Origin of the sequence: Pseudomonas sp. R5-89-07 (assembly GCF_003851685.1) — a bacterium.
GTDB lineage: Bacteria > Pseudomonadota > Gammaproteobacteria > Pseudomonadales > Pseudomonadaceae > Aquipseudomonas.
This window is the reverse complement of the sequence record NZ_CP027727.1, coordinates 5,589,916-5,602,513: the sequence shown is the minus strand read 5'-3', so window position 1 is coordinate 5,602,513 and position 12,598 is coordinate 5,589,916. Positions and strand designations below refer to the sequence as shown.

Below are 12,598 nucleotides of genomic sequence, written 5' to 3'. Positions count from 1 at the left end.
TGTTGCGCATGAACGAGCTGGCTAAAAAACAGTCTGTTACGCATCGAATTTTATTTACCGAAGCGCCTGCTGGCGCGTCGCTACCTTGAGATAGCCGTCTCCATGTTTGGTTCCAACGACGACAAGAAGACCCCAGCTGCGGCTGGCGAGAAAAAAGGCCTGTTCGGATGGCTGCGCAAAAAGCCGCAGGAAACCGTCGTCGAACAGCCGCAGGTCCAGCCTGAATCCATCCCCGCGCCTATAGTAGAAGCCGAACCGGTTGCCGAAACACCGGCGCCGACGGTGTTGCCGATGGCCGAGCCGGTGCTGCAGCCTGCCGTGGAGCCAGAGCCAGAGCCAGAGCCAGAGCCAGAGCACAAGCCGTGGCCGGAACTGCCGGTGGCTGAAGAACCGGTGGCGCTGGTTGAGGATGTGCAGGTCGAACACGTAACGTCGCCGATTCCCGCCGTGGTCGAGCCTGTACAGGCAGTCGCCCCGGCGTCACCTGCCGTCCAAGCCCCTGTGCCGGCAGTGGTTGCGGCGCCTGTCGTCGTCGAAGAACCGGCCGCTGAAACCAGCAAGACCGGCTTTTTCGCTCGCCTCAAGCAAGGCCTGAGCAAAACCAGCGCCAGTATCGGCGAAGGCATGGCCAGCCTGTTCCTCGGCAAGAAAACCATCGATGACGAGCTTCTTGAGGACATCGAAACCCGCCTGCTCACCGCAGACGTGGGCGTCGAAGCCACCGCCGTGATCATCCAGAGCCTGACCCAGAAGGTCGCACGCAAGCAACTGACCGACGCCGACGCGCTGTACAAATCCTTGCAGGCCGAGCTGGCCGCCATGCTCAAGCCCGTTGAAGCGCCGCTGGTGATCACCCCGAAGAAACCGTTCGTGATCTTGGTCGTCGGCGTCAACGGCGCCGGCAAAACCACTACCATCGGCAAACTGGCGAAAAAGCTGCAGTCCGAAGGCAAGAAAGTCATGCTGGCCGCCGGCGACACCTTCCGTGCGGCTGCCGTCGAGCAACTGCAAGTGTGGGGCGAGCGCAACAAGATCCCGGTGATCGCCCAGCACACCGGTGCCGACTCTGCTTCGGTGATCTTCGACGCCGTGCAGGCCGCCAAGGCCCGTAACATCGATGTGCTGATCGCCGATACCGCCGGTCGCCTGCACACCAAAGACAATTTGATGGAAGAGCTGAAAAAAGTCCGCCGCGTGATCGGCAAGCTCGACGCCGACGCCCCCCATGAAGTGCTGCTGGTGCTGGACGCCGGCACCGGGCAGAACGCCATCAGCCAGGCCAAGCAATTCAACCAGACGGTACAACTGACCGGCCTGGCATTGACTAAGCTCGACGGCACGGCCAAGGGCGGTGTGATTTTCGCCCTGGCCAAACAGTTCGGGTTGCCGATTCGTTATATCGGCGTCGGTGAAGGCATCGACGACCTGCGCACCTTTGAAGCCGAACCCTTTGTACAGGCACTGTTTGCCGAGCGGGAGCGTTCATGATTCGATTCGAACAGGTCGGTAAACGCTACGCCAACGGGCATGTGGGCTTGCATGAGCTGAGCTTTCGAGTACGGCGCGGCGAGTTCTTGTTCGTCACCGGCCACTCCGGCGCCGGTAAAAGCACCTTGTTGCGCCTGTTGCTGGCCATGGAGCGCCCGACCACCGGCAAGCTGCTGCTGGCGGGGCAGGACCTGGCCACCATCAGCAACGCGCAGATCCCGTTCCTGCGCCGACAGATCGGCGTGGTGTTCCAGAACCACCAGTTGCTGTTCGATCGCACGGTGTTCAACAACGTTGCCTTGCCCCTGCAGATTCTCGGGCTGTCCAAGGCCGAGATCATCAAGCGAGTGGATTCGGCCCTGGAGCGCGTGGCGCTGTCGGACAAGACCGACCTGTACCCCGGCGACCTGTCTACCGGCCAGCAACAGCGCGTCGGTATTGCTCGCGCCATTGTCCACCGCCCGGCCTTGCTGCTGGCGGATGAGCCCACCGGTAACCTCGACCCGCGCCTGGCGGCCGAGATCATGGGGGTGTTCGAAGACATCAACCGGCTGGGCACCAGCGTGTTGATCGCCAGCCATGACCTGGCGCTGATTGCCCGCATGCGCCATCGCATGCTGACCCTGCAACGCGGTCGTCTGATTGGTGACGGGGAGGCTGGCGTATGAGTGCGACACGCAGTCCTAAAGTATCCGAACGCGTAGCGCCGAAACCGGCCGATCCGCAACCGAAAAAGAAAAAACACGACGAAGACGACGGCCCGGACTTCGGCACGTTGTTGCGTGCCTGGATCGAAAGCCATCGCGCCAGCCTGCTCGACAGCCTGCGCCGCCTGGGCAAGCAGCCGATCGGCAGCTTTTTCACCTGCCTGGTGATGGCCGTGGCCCTGAGCCTGCCGATGGGTTTGTCGTTGCTGCTCAATAATGTGGAGCGCCTGGGCGGTTCCTGGCAGCGCGCGGCGCAGATTTCGCTGTACCTCAACCTCGACGCCAGCACCAAGGAAGGCGAGGGGCTGCGCGACGACATCAAGAATCTGCCCGGCGTAGCGGATGCCGAGTACATCAGCCGCGATCAGGCGCTTGAGGAGTTCCAGCAGCAATCCGGCCTGGGTGAGGCGCTCAAGGAGCTGCCGCAGAACCCGCTACCGGGCGTGGTGCTGGTAACGCCAAATGAAGTGGACAAGCCGGCCCTGGGTGCCCTGCGACAAAAACTCGCAGAGATGCCCAAGGTGCAACAGGCTCAACTTGATCTAGTCTGGGTAGAGCGCCTGGCCGCGATCCTCAAGCTGGGTGACCGCTTTGTGTTCGGGTTGACCGTGTTGTTGGTGTCTGCATTACTTTTGGTGATAGGTAATACCATTCGTCTTCATATTGAAAACCGTCGCACCGAGATAGAAGTGATTAAACTGGTCGGCGGCACGGACAGCTATGTGCGTCGTCCTTTTCTGTACATGGGCGCGCTTTATGGCTTTGGTGCCGGGATTTTATCCTGGGGCGTGCTGGCCTTTGGCCTCGACTGGCTGAACGACGCGGTTATCGGGCTTGCCGGTTTGTACGGCAGCGATTTCGCCCTGGCCGGCGTGCCGGTAGCCGATGGTCTGAGCCTCTTGCTCGGCGCGGTCTTGTTGGGGTATATCGGTGCGTGGATTGCGGTCGCACGGCATTTACGTGAGCTGGCACCGAAGTAGTTAATGTCAGGGTAATGTGGTTTCGTTTGTATTGACCGTATCAGTGGTTTAGGGAACTTGTCCTACGGTTCCCGGTCAATTTTCGCAGTGCTGAACTGCACGAGTTATGTGAGTCGGAGGTTTTTTCGTATGACCACTTCTTTGCAACCTGCTTATGCCTTGGTCCCGGGTGCGAACCTGGAAGCCTATGTGCACACGGTCAACAGCATTCCATTGCTGACGCCCGAGCAGGAGCGTGAACTGGCCGAGAGTCTCTACTATGAGCAGGATTTGGGGGCGGCTCGGCAGATGGTGCTCGCCCACCTGCGTTTTGTCGTACATATCGCCCGTAGCTATAGCGGCTACGGCCTGGCCCAGGCTGACCTGATTCAGGAAGGCAACGTCGGCCTGATGAAGGCGGTGAAGCGCTTCAACCCGGAAATGGGTGTGCGCCTGGTGTCTTTTGCTGTGCACTGGATCAAGGCGGAAATTCACGAGTTCATCCTGCGCAACTGGCGCATCGTGAAGGTCGCGACCACCAAGGCCCAGCGCAAGCTGTTCTTCAACCTGCGCAGCCAGAAGAAACGCTTGGCGTGGCTGAACAACGAGGAAGTCCACCGTGTGGCCGAAAGCCTCGGTGTGGAGCCCCGTGAAGTGCGCGAGATGGAAAGCCGCCTGACCGGCCATGACATGGCCTTCGACCCGGCTGCCGAAGCAGACGACGACAGCGCTTTCCAATCGCCGGCCAACTACCTGGAAGACCACCGGTACGACCCGGCGCGTCAGCTGGAAGACGCCGACTGGAGCGACAACTCCAATCACAACCTGCACGAAGCGCTGGAAGTGCTGGACGACCGCAGCCGTGACATTCTCTACCAGCGTTGGCTGGCAGAAGAAAAAGCCACGCTGCACGACCTGGCGCAGAAGTACAACGTGTCGGCCGAGCGGATTCGTCAGCTTGAGAAAAGCGCGATGAACAAGCTGAAGCTGTCGATCGCCGCTTAACATTGTGGGAGGGGGCTTGCCCCCGATGGCAGAGTGTCAGTCAACACCAATGTGACTGATCCACCGCTATCGGGGGCAAGCCCCCTCCCACATTTTTTTGTGTTGCGTCAGTCGGACCAGGGAGCCTTGCGGGAGTTGTTGAGCTCCGCCAGGTAGCCATCCCCGCCGAGCTGACTCATCTGCTGGCGAATCCACGCCGCGCGCCGCGCTACGTATGCGGTCGGATGACTGGCGCTCCACACTCGCGGATTCGGCAACACGGCCGCCAGGTAGCTGGCCTGCTGTCGCGAAAGCCCCTTGGCGCTCACTCCGAAATGATGCCGCGCCGCTGCCTCTGCCCCGAATACGCCCTCATCCCATTCCACGCTGTTGAGGTACACCTCAAGAATGCGCTGCTTGGGCCACAGTACTTCGATCAACCCGGTAAACCAGGCCTCCAGGCCCTTGCGCAGGTAACTGCGGCCGGCCCACAGGAACAGGTTCTTCGACACCTGCTGGCTCAACGTACTGGCGCCCCGGATCGAACCGCCGCGCTCGTTATGCACGATTGCTGCCTGGATCGCGCCAAAGTCAAAACCCCAGTGCTGCGGGAAGCGCTGGTCTTCACCGGCCATCACCGCCACCTTGAGGTCACCGGAAATCTCGTCCCACGACACCCAGCTGCGCTGCAGGTCGATAGGCTCGCCGTCGATCCAGGATTCGACCTTGCGCTCCACCATCAGCGCGGTGAACGGCGGCGGTACGACGCGAAACAGCAGCACCAGCAGCACACTGCCGATGGCGAACCATTTGACGACGTTGAGAAAGCGTTTGAAGAGGATACGCAGCATAGAGATGGCTTGGCCGAACCCGTTGAGCGGGCCATTATACAGACCCTGCCCGATGAGTCTGACTGGAGTTCCTGATGCTGCGTAGCTTTCTGATGCTGGCTGCTTTTTTCGGTTTCACCGGCGTTGCCCTGGGCGCCTTCGCCGCCCACGGCCTGAAGAACCGCCTGAGCGCCGAATACCTGGCGATCTTTCACACTGGTGTGACTTATCAACTGGTGCACACCCTGGCTTTGTTTGGCGTGGCGCTGCTGGCCGCGCACATTCCCGGCCGACTGGTCACCTGGGCGGGTATCTCATTTGTGGTCGGGATCCTGTTGTTCTCCGGCAGCCTGTATGTGTTGACGATGACCGGGATCAGCAAGCTCGGCATCATCACGCCGTTTGGCGGCCTGGCGTTCCTGCTCGGCTGGTTCTTCCTCGGCTTGCTCGCCTGGCGCCTGCAACTGACCGCTTGACGCTTGGAGCTGACCTACAGGTTCCAATCGCGTTAGAATGCCGGCCCCTAAAAACGATGGCGGCCTGCGGCATGCGCATTCAGTTGAACGGCGACCCCTTTGAATTGCCCGACGGTGAAACCGTTGCGGCCCTGCTGACCCGCCTGGACCTCACCGGGCGTCGTGTCGCAGTGGAACTCAACCTGGATATCGTCCCGCGCAGCCAGCATGCCAGTACCGCGCTCAAAGAAGGTGACCAAGTCGAAGTGGTCCACGCCATCGGCGGTGGCTAGTCGCCCAGCCCTTACGCATTCTGCGAAACCTCACCCATTGCGAGAATTCCCATGAGCATTGTTCGTAGCGACAAGCCCTTCGTCCTGGCTGGTCATACCTACCAGTCCCGTTTGCTGGTCGGCACTGGCAAATACCGCGACATGGAAGAAACCCGTCTGGCCATCGAAGCCTCGGGCGCCGAAATCGTGACCTTCGCCGTACGTCGTACCAACCTCGGTCAGATCGAGGGCGAGCCGAACCTGCTCGAAGTGCTGTCGCCGGACCGCTACACCTTCCTGCCGAACACCGCCGGCTGCTATGACGCCATCGAGGCTGTGCGCACCTGCCGCCTGGCCCGTGAGCTGCTCGACGGCCACAACCTGGTGAAGCTGGAAGTGCTGGCCGACCAGAAAACTCTGTTCCCCAACGTGATCGAAACCCTCAAGGCCGCCGAGACCCTGGTCAAGGAAGGCTTTGACGTGATGGTCTACACCAGCGATGACCCGATCATCGCTCGCCAGCTGGCGGAAATCGGCTGCATCGCGGTGATGCCGCTGGCGGGTCTGATCGGCTCCGGCCTGGGTATCTGCAACCCCTACAACCTGCAGATCATCCTTGAAGAAGCCAAGATCCCGGTGCTGGTGGATGCGGGCGTGGGCACGGCCTCCGACGCAACCATCGCCATGGAGCTGGGCTGCGACGCGGTGCTGATGAATTCGGCCATCGCCCATGCCCAGCAACCGATCATGATGGCCCAAGCCATGCAACACGCGATCGTCGCGGGCCGCCTGGCCTACCTTGCCGGGCGCATGCCGAAAAAACTCTATGCCAGCGCCTCTTCGCCGCTGGATGGCCTGATCAAGTAAGAGCTATTGATGACTGAATCAAACGAAACGCCGAACACCCTGGAAGCGGGCGACGAGTCCAAGCACCGCCGCATCAAGAGCTTCGTGATGCGCGCCGGTCGCATGACCGAAGGCCAGCAAAAGGGCCTGGAGCAGGGCACGCCACTGTTCGTATTGCCCCTGGCCGACGCCCCGGTGGACTACGACCAGGTGTTCGGTCGTTCGGCCCCGCGTTCCCTGGAAATCGGCTTCGGCATGGGGCATTCCCTGCTGGAAATGGCGGCAGCCGCGCCGGACCAGGACTTCATCGGTGTGGAAGTGCACCGCCCAGGCGTCGGTGCGCTGCTTAACGGCGTGCTGACCCAGGGCCTGACCAACCTGCGGGTGTACGACTGCGACGCGATTGAAGTGCTCAACCGCTGCATCGCCGACAACAGCCTCGACCGCCTGATGCTGTTCTTCCCCGACCCATGGCACAAGGCTCGTCACCACAAGCGCCGCATCGTCCAGGCCTCCTTCGCGGAACTGGTGCGCAGCAAGCTCAAGGTGGGCGGCATCCTGCACATGGCCACCGACTGGGAACCGTATGCCGAATACATGCTGGAAGTGATGAATGTCGCGCCGGGCTACCGCAACATCGCTGAAGACGGCAAATGCGTGCCGCGTCCTCCAGAGCGTCCGATCACCAAGTTCGAACGCCGTGGCGAGCGGTTGGGGCATGGGGTCTGGGATTTGAAGTTCGAAAAGCTGGCGTAACCCGCCTGCACCGTTGAAATGCAGTAAAAATGTGGGAGGGGGCTTGCCCCCGATAGCGGTGTATCAGCCTGGTAATTCTTGGCTGGCCCACCGTCATCGGGGGCAAGCCCCCTCCCACATTGGTTTTGTGTTGGGTTTGAGGTCAGCGGCGGTCGGCGACGACGCCAATCAACACCAGTACCACCACCAGCACCGGCGCCAGGCTGTAGTTATTGAACTGGCTCAACCCGCGCACAATCCACGGCGTGGCGTAGATCAACGCGGCACCACTGCCGATCATGCACACCAACGCCATCAGCGGTACGCGCAGGGCGCCAGCGATGCTGCCCAGGCGCGCTTCGACCCAGCCTTTGATGTCGGCGCCGAACAGCACCAGCAAGCAACCGACCAGGGCCAGGGAGATTTCCGACAGGTTGCTGCGGCTCCAGCGGGACACGGTGGCGAGCAGGTCGAGTACCAAATCCATTCGATTTCCTTAAGAGCGATCAGCTCAAAAACTTTTGCAGCAGGTCATTGAGAAAGAGTTGCCCGCGGTCGGTCGCCGCCAGGCGTGACGGTTCGACCTGCATTAAGCCACTTTGTTCTGCTTCGCGGCGGCCTTCGTCGAGGCTCGCCAGCTCAAGGCCGGTGCGCTCGGCGTACAGCTTGGCGTCAACGCCTTCGGTGAGGCGCAGGGCGTTCATCAGGAACTCGAACGGCAGCTCTTCATTGGTCAGCTCTTTCGCTCCGGCCTGGAAGCTTTTGGCCGGGTTGAGGTAGTCCTTCGGGGCACGGGTTTTCCAGGTGCGAACGATGCGCCCGTCCGGATGGCTGAGCTTGCCGTGGGCACCCGCGCCGATACCGATGAAGTCGCCAAAGCTCCAGTAATTGAGGTTATGCCGCGCCGGGCGACCCGGTTGGGCGTAGGCCGACACTTCATATTGCGCGTAACCGTGCTCGGCGAGCAGCGCCTGGCCGGCTTCCTGGATGTCCCACAGGGTGTCGTCTTCCGGCAGCGCAGGTGGCTGGTTCCAGAACACGGTGTTGGGTTCCAGGGTCAGTTGGTACCAGGACAAGTGCGTCGGCTTGAGTGCAATGGCTTGGCGCAGGTCGGCCAGGGCATCGTCCAGGGACTGATCGGGCAAGCCGTGCATCAGGTCCAGGTTGAAGTTGTCGAACCCGGCCTGGCGTGCCATATCTGCGGCGCGTATGGCTTCATCGCCGTTGTGGATGCGGCCCAGGGCTTCGAGCTTTTGCTGCTGGAAACTCTGGATGCCGATGGACAGGCGGTTGATTCCCAGCGCGCGATACGCCACGAACTTCTCTTGTTCAAAGGTGCCGGGATTGGCTTCCAGGGTAATTTCGATATCGTCGGCAAACGGGATGCGCGCTTGCACGCCTTTGAGCAGCCGCCCCAATGCCGCAGCACTGAACAGGCTCGGGGTGCCGCCGCCAAAGAAGATCGAACTCAGCGCCCGGCCATAGACGGCGTGCAGGTCCCGGTCCAGGTCCGCCAGCAATGCGTCCACATACTCTTCTTCCGGCAACACCTTGCTGGCGGTGTGGGAGTTGAAGTCGCAGTAGGGGCACTTGCGCACGCACCATGGGATATGGATGTACAGCGCCAGGGGCGGCAGCACAGGCAGCGCCGCCCGAGGGGTTTGCGCGCCACCGTGGATCAGTGGCAGCGCCTGGGTGTCGTGGGTCATTTCAGGCTCAGGCGTTGGCGCAGCAAATCCATTGCGCGGGCGCGGTGGCTGATCTGGTTCTTGTCGGCCGGGCTCAGTTCGGCGCTGGAGACGTTGCGCTCCGGCACCCAGAACAGTGGATCGTAGCCAAAGCCATGCTCACCACTGGCAGCATGCAGGATGCGCCCGTGCCACAAGCCTTCGCAGAGGATCGGCAGCGGGTCGTCCGCATGACGCACCAGTGCCAGCACGCAGACGAACTGCGCACTGCGCATCGCGTCCGGTACATCCTTGAGTGCGTCGAGCAGCTTGGCGTTGTTCGCCGCGTCGCCCTTGCCGTCGGCGTAGCGTGCCGAATAGATGCCCGGTGCGCCACCGAGGTAGTCCACCGCCAGGCCCGAGTCGTCCGCCAGGGCCGGCAGGCCGGAGAGGCGTGCGGCGTTGCGTGCCTTGAGGATGGCGTTCTCGACGAATGACAGGCCGGTTTCTTCCGGTTCGACCTGGCTGAACTCACCGATCGAGCGCAGTTGCACGGCGTCACCGAGCATGGCCTGCAGTTCTTTGAGTTTGCCGGCGTTATGGCTGGCCAGTACGAGTTGAGTCAGGTTCATCATTCGGCCGGAAACAGTTCTTGGTTGAATTGGAAACCATGGGCCTTGCCGCCGGTTTCAACGTTGATGGTAAACGTCTTGTATTCGCGCTGGGTCACGGAGTAGGGCGCGAGGTAGCTGACCCCGCCTTTCTCTTCGATTTGCTTGAACGTCAGGATCTCGCTCTTGCCGCCCAAGTCCTTGATGGTGCCGGTTACTTGGGCCGTGACAGGGGTTACGCCCTTGATCACGGTCACATTGATCAAGCCCTTTTCCTTGCTGCGCACCACGCCGACGTTCTGGGCGGTTTCCGGAGACAGGAAGCTTGAGGTGAAGGTGTTGTAGTGAACGGTGATATCGCCGAAGTCTTTCTTGCGGTTCGCGTCGATAGCGTCCGCGGCCATGGCGCTGGCGCCCAGGCAGGCGGTCAATAGGAAAATAGCCAAACGACTCATGAGCGTCCCTCTTGAAGATAATTAGACGGCAATCTTGTGGTCGGTCAGGCCAGGGCTGCTGACCCGGTAGATACCGATTTCGCCCAACAGGTTGGGCCATAGCTTACTCGCCCAGCCGTGGCGGTGCTGTTGATCGACGGCAAGGCGGTTGATCACCTTGGCCTCACGCTCGCCACACAGGGCTTCGAAGTCTTCGAAGGTGCAGAAGTGGATGTTCGGCGTGTTGTACCAGGTGTACGGCAGGAAGTCCGACACCGGCATGCGGCCCTTGGTGGCCAGGTACCAGCGGCAGCGCCAGTGCCCGAAGTTGGGAAAGGTGATGATGCACTGGCGACCGACGCGCAGCATTTCGTCGAGGATCCGGTCCGGGTAGTGCACCGCTTGCAGGGCCTGGGTCATCACCACGATGTCGAAGCTGTTGCTGGCAAAGTTGCCCAGGCCCTTGTCCAGGTCCTGCTCGATCACGTTGATGCCCTTGGCCACGCACTGGGCGATGTTGTCCGGGTCGTTTTCCAGGCCATAGCCGGTGACTTGCTTGTTGTCGCGCAGCCAGCTCAGCAGCTCGCCATCGCCGCAGCCCAGGTCGAGCACGCGGCTGCCGGCGGGGATCCAGTCTTGGATGATTTCCAGGTCGGCTCTCATGGCGTTCTCACAGTGCTATACGGTTCATGTAGTTACTGAACGCCTGCAGATAACGGGGAATCGGAATCAGGAAGGCGTCGTGGCCTTGCGGTGCATCGATCTCCAGGTAGCAGACGTCTTTACGCGCAGCCATCAGTGCGTCCACCAGCTCGCGCGAGCGGGCCGGCGAGAAGCGCCAGTCGGTGGTGAACGACATCACGCAGAACTTGGCCGTGGCGTGCTCGAAGGTTTTCGCCAGGTCGTCGTCGTGGTTCGCCGCCGGGTCGAAGTAGTCCAGCGCCTTGGTCATCAGCAGGTAGGTGTTGGCGTCGAAACGCCCGGAGAATTCCTCGCCCTGATACCGCAGGTAGCTTTCGACCTGGAACTCGACGCTGTGGAAGTCGTAGTTGAGCTTCTCGCTCTTGAGGCCACGGCCGAATTTTTCGCCCATGGAATCATCGGACAGGTAGGTGATGTGCCCGACCATCCGCGCCAGCATCAGGCCACGCTTGGGGATCACGCCGGCTTCCTGGAACGAACCGCCGTGGAACTCGGGGTCGGTGAGGATGGCTTGGCGCGCCACTTCGTTGAAGGCAATGTTTTGCGCAGACAACTTGGGTGCCGAGGCGATGGCCAGGCAGTGGCGCACGCGGTCCGGGTAGGTGATGGTCCATTGCAGGGCCTGCATGCCGCCCAGGCTGCCACCGATCACGGCCGCCCATTGGTCGACGCCCAGGCGGTCGGCGAGGCGTGCCTGGCTGTGCACCCAGTCTTCCACGGTCAACACCGGGAAGTCCGCGCCGAACGGCTTGCCGGTTTCCGGGTTGAGGCTGCTGGGGCCGGTGGAACCGTTGCAGCCGCCGAGGTTGTTCAGGCTGACCACAAAGAACTTGTTGGTGTCGATGGGCTTGCCTGGGCCGATGCAGCTGTCCCACCAGCCGGGCTTGCGCTCGTCAACGCTGTGGAACCCTGCCGCGTGATGGTGGCCGGACAAGGCGTGGCAAATCAGCACGGCGTTGCTCGCGGTGGCGTTCAGTTGGCCGTAGGTTTCGTAGATCAGGTCGTAGGCAGGCAGCGAACGGCCGCAGGCCAGGGCCAGCGGTTCGCCGAAGTGCGCCACTTGGGGCACGACCAGTCCAACGGAATCGGGGGGGAAGGCAGTTGGCATCGACCCTGCTCTCGTTTAAATGAGGCGTAAGTCTAAAGAGCGGGGGACCGAGCGGCAAGCAATGGTCTGCGCACATTCAATTCAATACACAGATGTAAAATGTGGGAGGGGGCTTGCCCCCGATTGCGGTGGGTCAGTTATAAATAAGCTGACTGATCCACTGCTATCGGGAGCAAGCCCCCTCCCACATTTTCCAGCGTATTGTCAGATCAGGCCGAACAGCTCTTTAGGCATGAATGCATAGAACGCCAGGCGCGGGATCACCCAGCTCTGGAGCAACTGGATCGCGATAAACGCGAAGATCGGCGAAATATCCAGGCCGCCCAGGTTGGGGATCAGGCGACGGAACGGCGCCAGCACCGGTTCAGTGATCTGGTAGACCAGTTCGGCGCCGGGGCTACGGCTACCCGGTGCGACCCACGACAGGATCACGCTGATGATCATCGACCAGAAGATGATCTTCAAGAACAGCGAGAAAATGCCGATCAGCGCCCACGGCAACAACAGCACCGTGAAGGCCTGGTAGCCGTTGAGCATCAGGATCACCACAAACAGCAGGATCTGCAGCAGCAGCGCCAGTACCAGCGACGACATGTCCAGCCCGAACAGGCTCGGGATCACCCGACGCAGCGGCTTGAGCAGCGGTTGGGTGGCCTTGACCACGAACTGGCACAGCGGGTTGTAGAAGTTCGCCCGCACCAGTTGCAGGATAAAGCGCATCAGCACGATCAGCAGGTACAGGCTGCCCAGGGTCTGGATGATGAAGACGGCAGCGTCATTGATTCCGAGCATGTTTGATT

General features: G+C 61.4%; 16 protein-coding genes. 8 read left to right on the top strand and 8 right to left on the bottom strand.

The features are described from left to right. The first annotated feature begins 102 nt into the window (after positions 1-102). The 4 genes from ftsY (at position 103) to rpoH (ending at position 4,159) form a co-directional block, all read left to right on the top strand. Positions 103-1,488: a signal recognition particle-docking protein FtsY gene (gene ftsY / locus C4J94_RS25730; RefSeq protein ID WP_124388610.1), complete on the top strand. Its 1,386-nt coding sequence runs from the start codon at positions 103-105 to the stop codon at positions 1,486-1,488. Continuing rightward, positions 1,485-2,156, top strand: a complete 672-nt coding sequence (gene ftsE / locus C4J94_RS25725; RefSeq protein WP_003176700.1) for a cell division ATP-binding protein FtsE — start codon at positions 1,485-1,487, stop codon at positions 2,154-2,156. Before ftsY ends, ftsE begins: the two co-directional genes overlap by 4 nt. After that, positions 2,153-3,175, top strand: coding sequence for a permease-like cell division protein FtsX (gene ftsX / locus C4J94_RS25720; RefSeq protein ID WP_124388609.1), 1,023 nt, complete (start codon positions 2,153-2,155; stop codon positions 3,173-3,175). The genes ftsE and ftsX overlap by 4 nt, the downstream gene beginning before the upstream one ends. A gap of 129 nt (positions 3,176-3,304) precedes the next feature. Next, positions 3,305-4,159 carry an RNA polymerase sigma factor RpoH gene (gene rpoH / locus C4J94_RS25715; protein ID WP_003176698.1) on the top strand — a complete coding sequence of 285 codons (855 nt, stop codon included), beginning with the start codon at positions 3,305-3,307 and terminating at the stop codon, positions 4,157-4,159. A 107-nt stretch (positions 4,160-4,266) separates the two neighbouring features. On the opposite strand, the gene mtgA is transcribed toward rpoH, so the two are convergent. After that, on the bottom strand, positions 4,267-4,989 hold the full coding sequence (gene mtgA, locus C4J94_RS25710; RefSeq protein ID WP_124388608.1) for a monofunctional biosynthetic peptidoglycan transglycosylase: 723 nt from the start codon (positions 4,987-4,989) through the stop codon (positions 4,267-4,269). A gap of 74 nt (positions 4,990-5,063) precedes the next feature. Between mtgA and C4J94_RS25705 the strand changes: the two genes are divergently transcribed. The 4 genes from C4J94_RS25705 (at position 5,064) to trmB (ending at position 7,297) form a co-directional block, all read left to right on the top strand. Then, positions 5,064-5,444, top strand: coding sequence for a DUF423 domain-containing protein (locus C4J94_RS25705; protein ID WP_124388607.1), 381 nt, complete (start codon positions 5,064-5,066; stop codon positions 5,442-5,444). A 71-nt stretch (positions 5,445-5,515) separates the two neighbouring features. Then, entirely contained in the window at positions 5,516-5,716 is a 201-nt protein-coding gene (gene thiS / locus C4J94_RS25700; protein ID WP_124388606.1) for a sulfur carrier protein ThiS, read from the top strand. A 51-nt stretch (positions 5,717-5,767) separates the two neighbouring features. Continuing rightward, positions 5,768-6,562: a thiazole synthase gene (locus C4J94_RS25695; RefSeq protein WP_124388605.1), complete on the top strand. Its 795-nt coding sequence runs from the start codon at positions 5,768-5,770 to the stop codon at positions 6,560-6,562. Between the two features lie 9 nt (positions 6,563-6,571). Beyond that, a complete protein-coding gene (gene trmB, locus C4J94_RS25690) occupies positions 6,572-7,297 on the top strand; it encodes a tRNA (guanosine(46)-N7)-methyltransferase TrmB (RefSeq protein WP_124388604.1) in 726 nt (241 codons plus the stop codon). A gap of 142 nt (positions 7,298-7,439) precedes the next feature. Here the strand turns inward: trmB and C4J94_RS25685 are convergent, their stop codons facing one another. From C4J94_RS25685 to C4J94_RS25655, 7 genes are all read right to left on the bottom strand, one after another. Then, positions 7,440-7,763, bottom strand: a complete 324-nt coding sequence (locus C4J94_RS25685) for a DUF3392 domain-containing protein (protein ID WP_016972961.1) — start codon at positions 7,761-7,763, stop codon at positions 7,440-7,442. A gap of 19 nt (positions 7,764-7,782) precedes the next feature. Further along, entirely contained in the window at positions 7,783-8,985 is a 1,203-nt protein-coding gene (gene hemW, locus C4J94_RS25680; protein WP_124388603.1) for a radical SAM family heme chaperone HemW, read from the bottom strand. Then, complete coding sequence (rdgB, locus tag C4J94_RS25675; protein ID WP_124388602.1) at positions 8,982-9,578, bottom strand: RdgB/HAM1 family non-canonical purine NTP pyrophosphatase; 597 nt, start codon at positions 9,576-9,578, stop codon at positions 8,982-8,984. The genes hemW and rdgB overlap by 4 nt, the downstream gene beginning before the upstream one ends. After that, complete coding sequence (locus C4J94_RS25670) at positions 9,575-10,009, bottom strand: DUF4426 domain-containing protein (protein ID WP_124388601.1); 435 nt, start codon at positions 10,007-10,009, stop codon at positions 9,575-9,577. Before C4J94_RS25670 ends, rdgB begins: the two co-directional genes overlap by 4 nt. Before the next feature lie 21 nt (positions 10,010-10,030). Beyond that, positions 10,031-10,651, bottom strand: coding sequence for a methionine biosynthesis protein MetW (gene metW / locus C4J94_RS25665; protein WP_016972957.1), 621 nt, complete (start codon positions 10,649-10,651; stop codon positions 10,031-10,033). A 7-nt stretch (positions 10,652-10,658) separates the two neighbouring features. Further along, entirely contained in the window at positions 10,659-11,798 is a 1,140-nt protein-coding gene (locus C4J94_RS25660; protein ID WP_124388600.1) for a homoserine O-acetyltransferase, read from the bottom strand. Between the two features lie 204 nt (positions 11,799-12,002). Then, the gene (locus C4J94_RS25655; protein WP_124388599.1) at positions 12,003-12,590 is read right to left on the bottom strand and encodes a YggT family protein; all 588 of its coding nucleotides are present in this window, start codon (positions 12,588-12,590) and stop codon (positions 12,003-12,005) included. Positions 12,591-12,598: the final 8 nt, after the last annotated feature.

Bases quoted from the DNA above. Each gene is read 5' to 3' on its own strand.
- ftsY (WP_124388610.1), top strand. From the start codon at position 103: ATGTTTGGTTCCAACGACGACAAGAAGACCCCAGCTGCGGCTGGCGAG.
- ftsE (WP_003176700.1), top strand. From the start codon at position 1,485: ATGATTCGATTCGAACAGGTCGGTAAACGCTACGCCAACGGGCATGTG.
- ftsX (WP_124388609.1), top strand. From the start codon at position 2,153: ATGAGTGCGACACGCAGTCCTAAAGTATCCGAACGCGTAGCGCCGAAA.
- rpoH (WP_003176698.1), top strand. From the start codon at position 3,305: ATGACCACTTCTTTGCAACCTGCTTATGCCTTGGTCCCGGGTGCGAAC.
- mtgA (WP_124388608.1), bottom strand. From the start codon at position 4,989: ATGCTGCGTATCCTCTTCAAACGCTTTCTCAACGTCGTCAAATGGTTC.
- C4J94_RS25705 (WP_124388607.1), top strand. From the start codon at position 5,064: ATGCTGCGTAGCTTTCTGATGCTGGCTGCTTTTTTCGGTTTCACCGGC.
- thiS (WP_124388606.1), top strand. From the start codon at position 5,516: ATGCGCATTCAGTTGAACGGCGACCCCTTTGAATTGCCCGACGGTGAA.
- C4J94_RS25695 (WP_124388605.1), top strand. From the start codon at position 5,768: ATGAGCATTGTTCGTAGCGACAAGCCCTTCGTCCTGGCTGGTCATACC.
- trmB (WP_124388604.1), top strand. From the start codon at position 6,572: ATGACTGAATCAAACGAAACGCCGAACACCCTGGAAGCGGGCGACGAG.
- C4J94_RS25685 (WP_016972961.1), bottom strand. From the start codon at position 7,763: ATGGATTTGGTACTCGACCTGCTCGCCACCGTGTCCCGCTGGAGCCGC.
- hemW (WP_124388603.1), bottom strand. From the start codon at position 8,985: ATGACCCACGACACCCAGGCGCTGCCACTGATCCACGGTGGCGCGCAA.
- rdgB (WP_124388602.1), bottom strand. From the start codon at position 9,578: ATGATGAACCTGACTCAACTCGTACTGGCCAGCCATAACGCCGGCAAA.
- C4J94_RS25670 (WP_124388601.1), bottom strand. From the start codon at position 10,009: ATGAGTCGTTTGGCTATTTTCCTATTGACCGCCTGCCTGGGCGCCAGC.
- metW (WP_016972957.1), bottom strand. From the start codon at position 10,651: ATGAGAGCCGACCTGGAAATCATCCAAGACTGGATCCCCGCCGGCAGC.
- C4J94_RS25660 (WP_124388600.1), bottom strand. From the start codon at position 11,798: ATGCCAACTGCCTTCCCCCCCGATTCCGTTGGACTGGTCGTGCCCCAA.
- C4J94_RS25655 (WP_124388599.1), bottom strand. From the start codon at position 12,590: ATGCTCGGAATCAATGACGCTGCCGTCTTCATCATCCAGACCCTGGGC.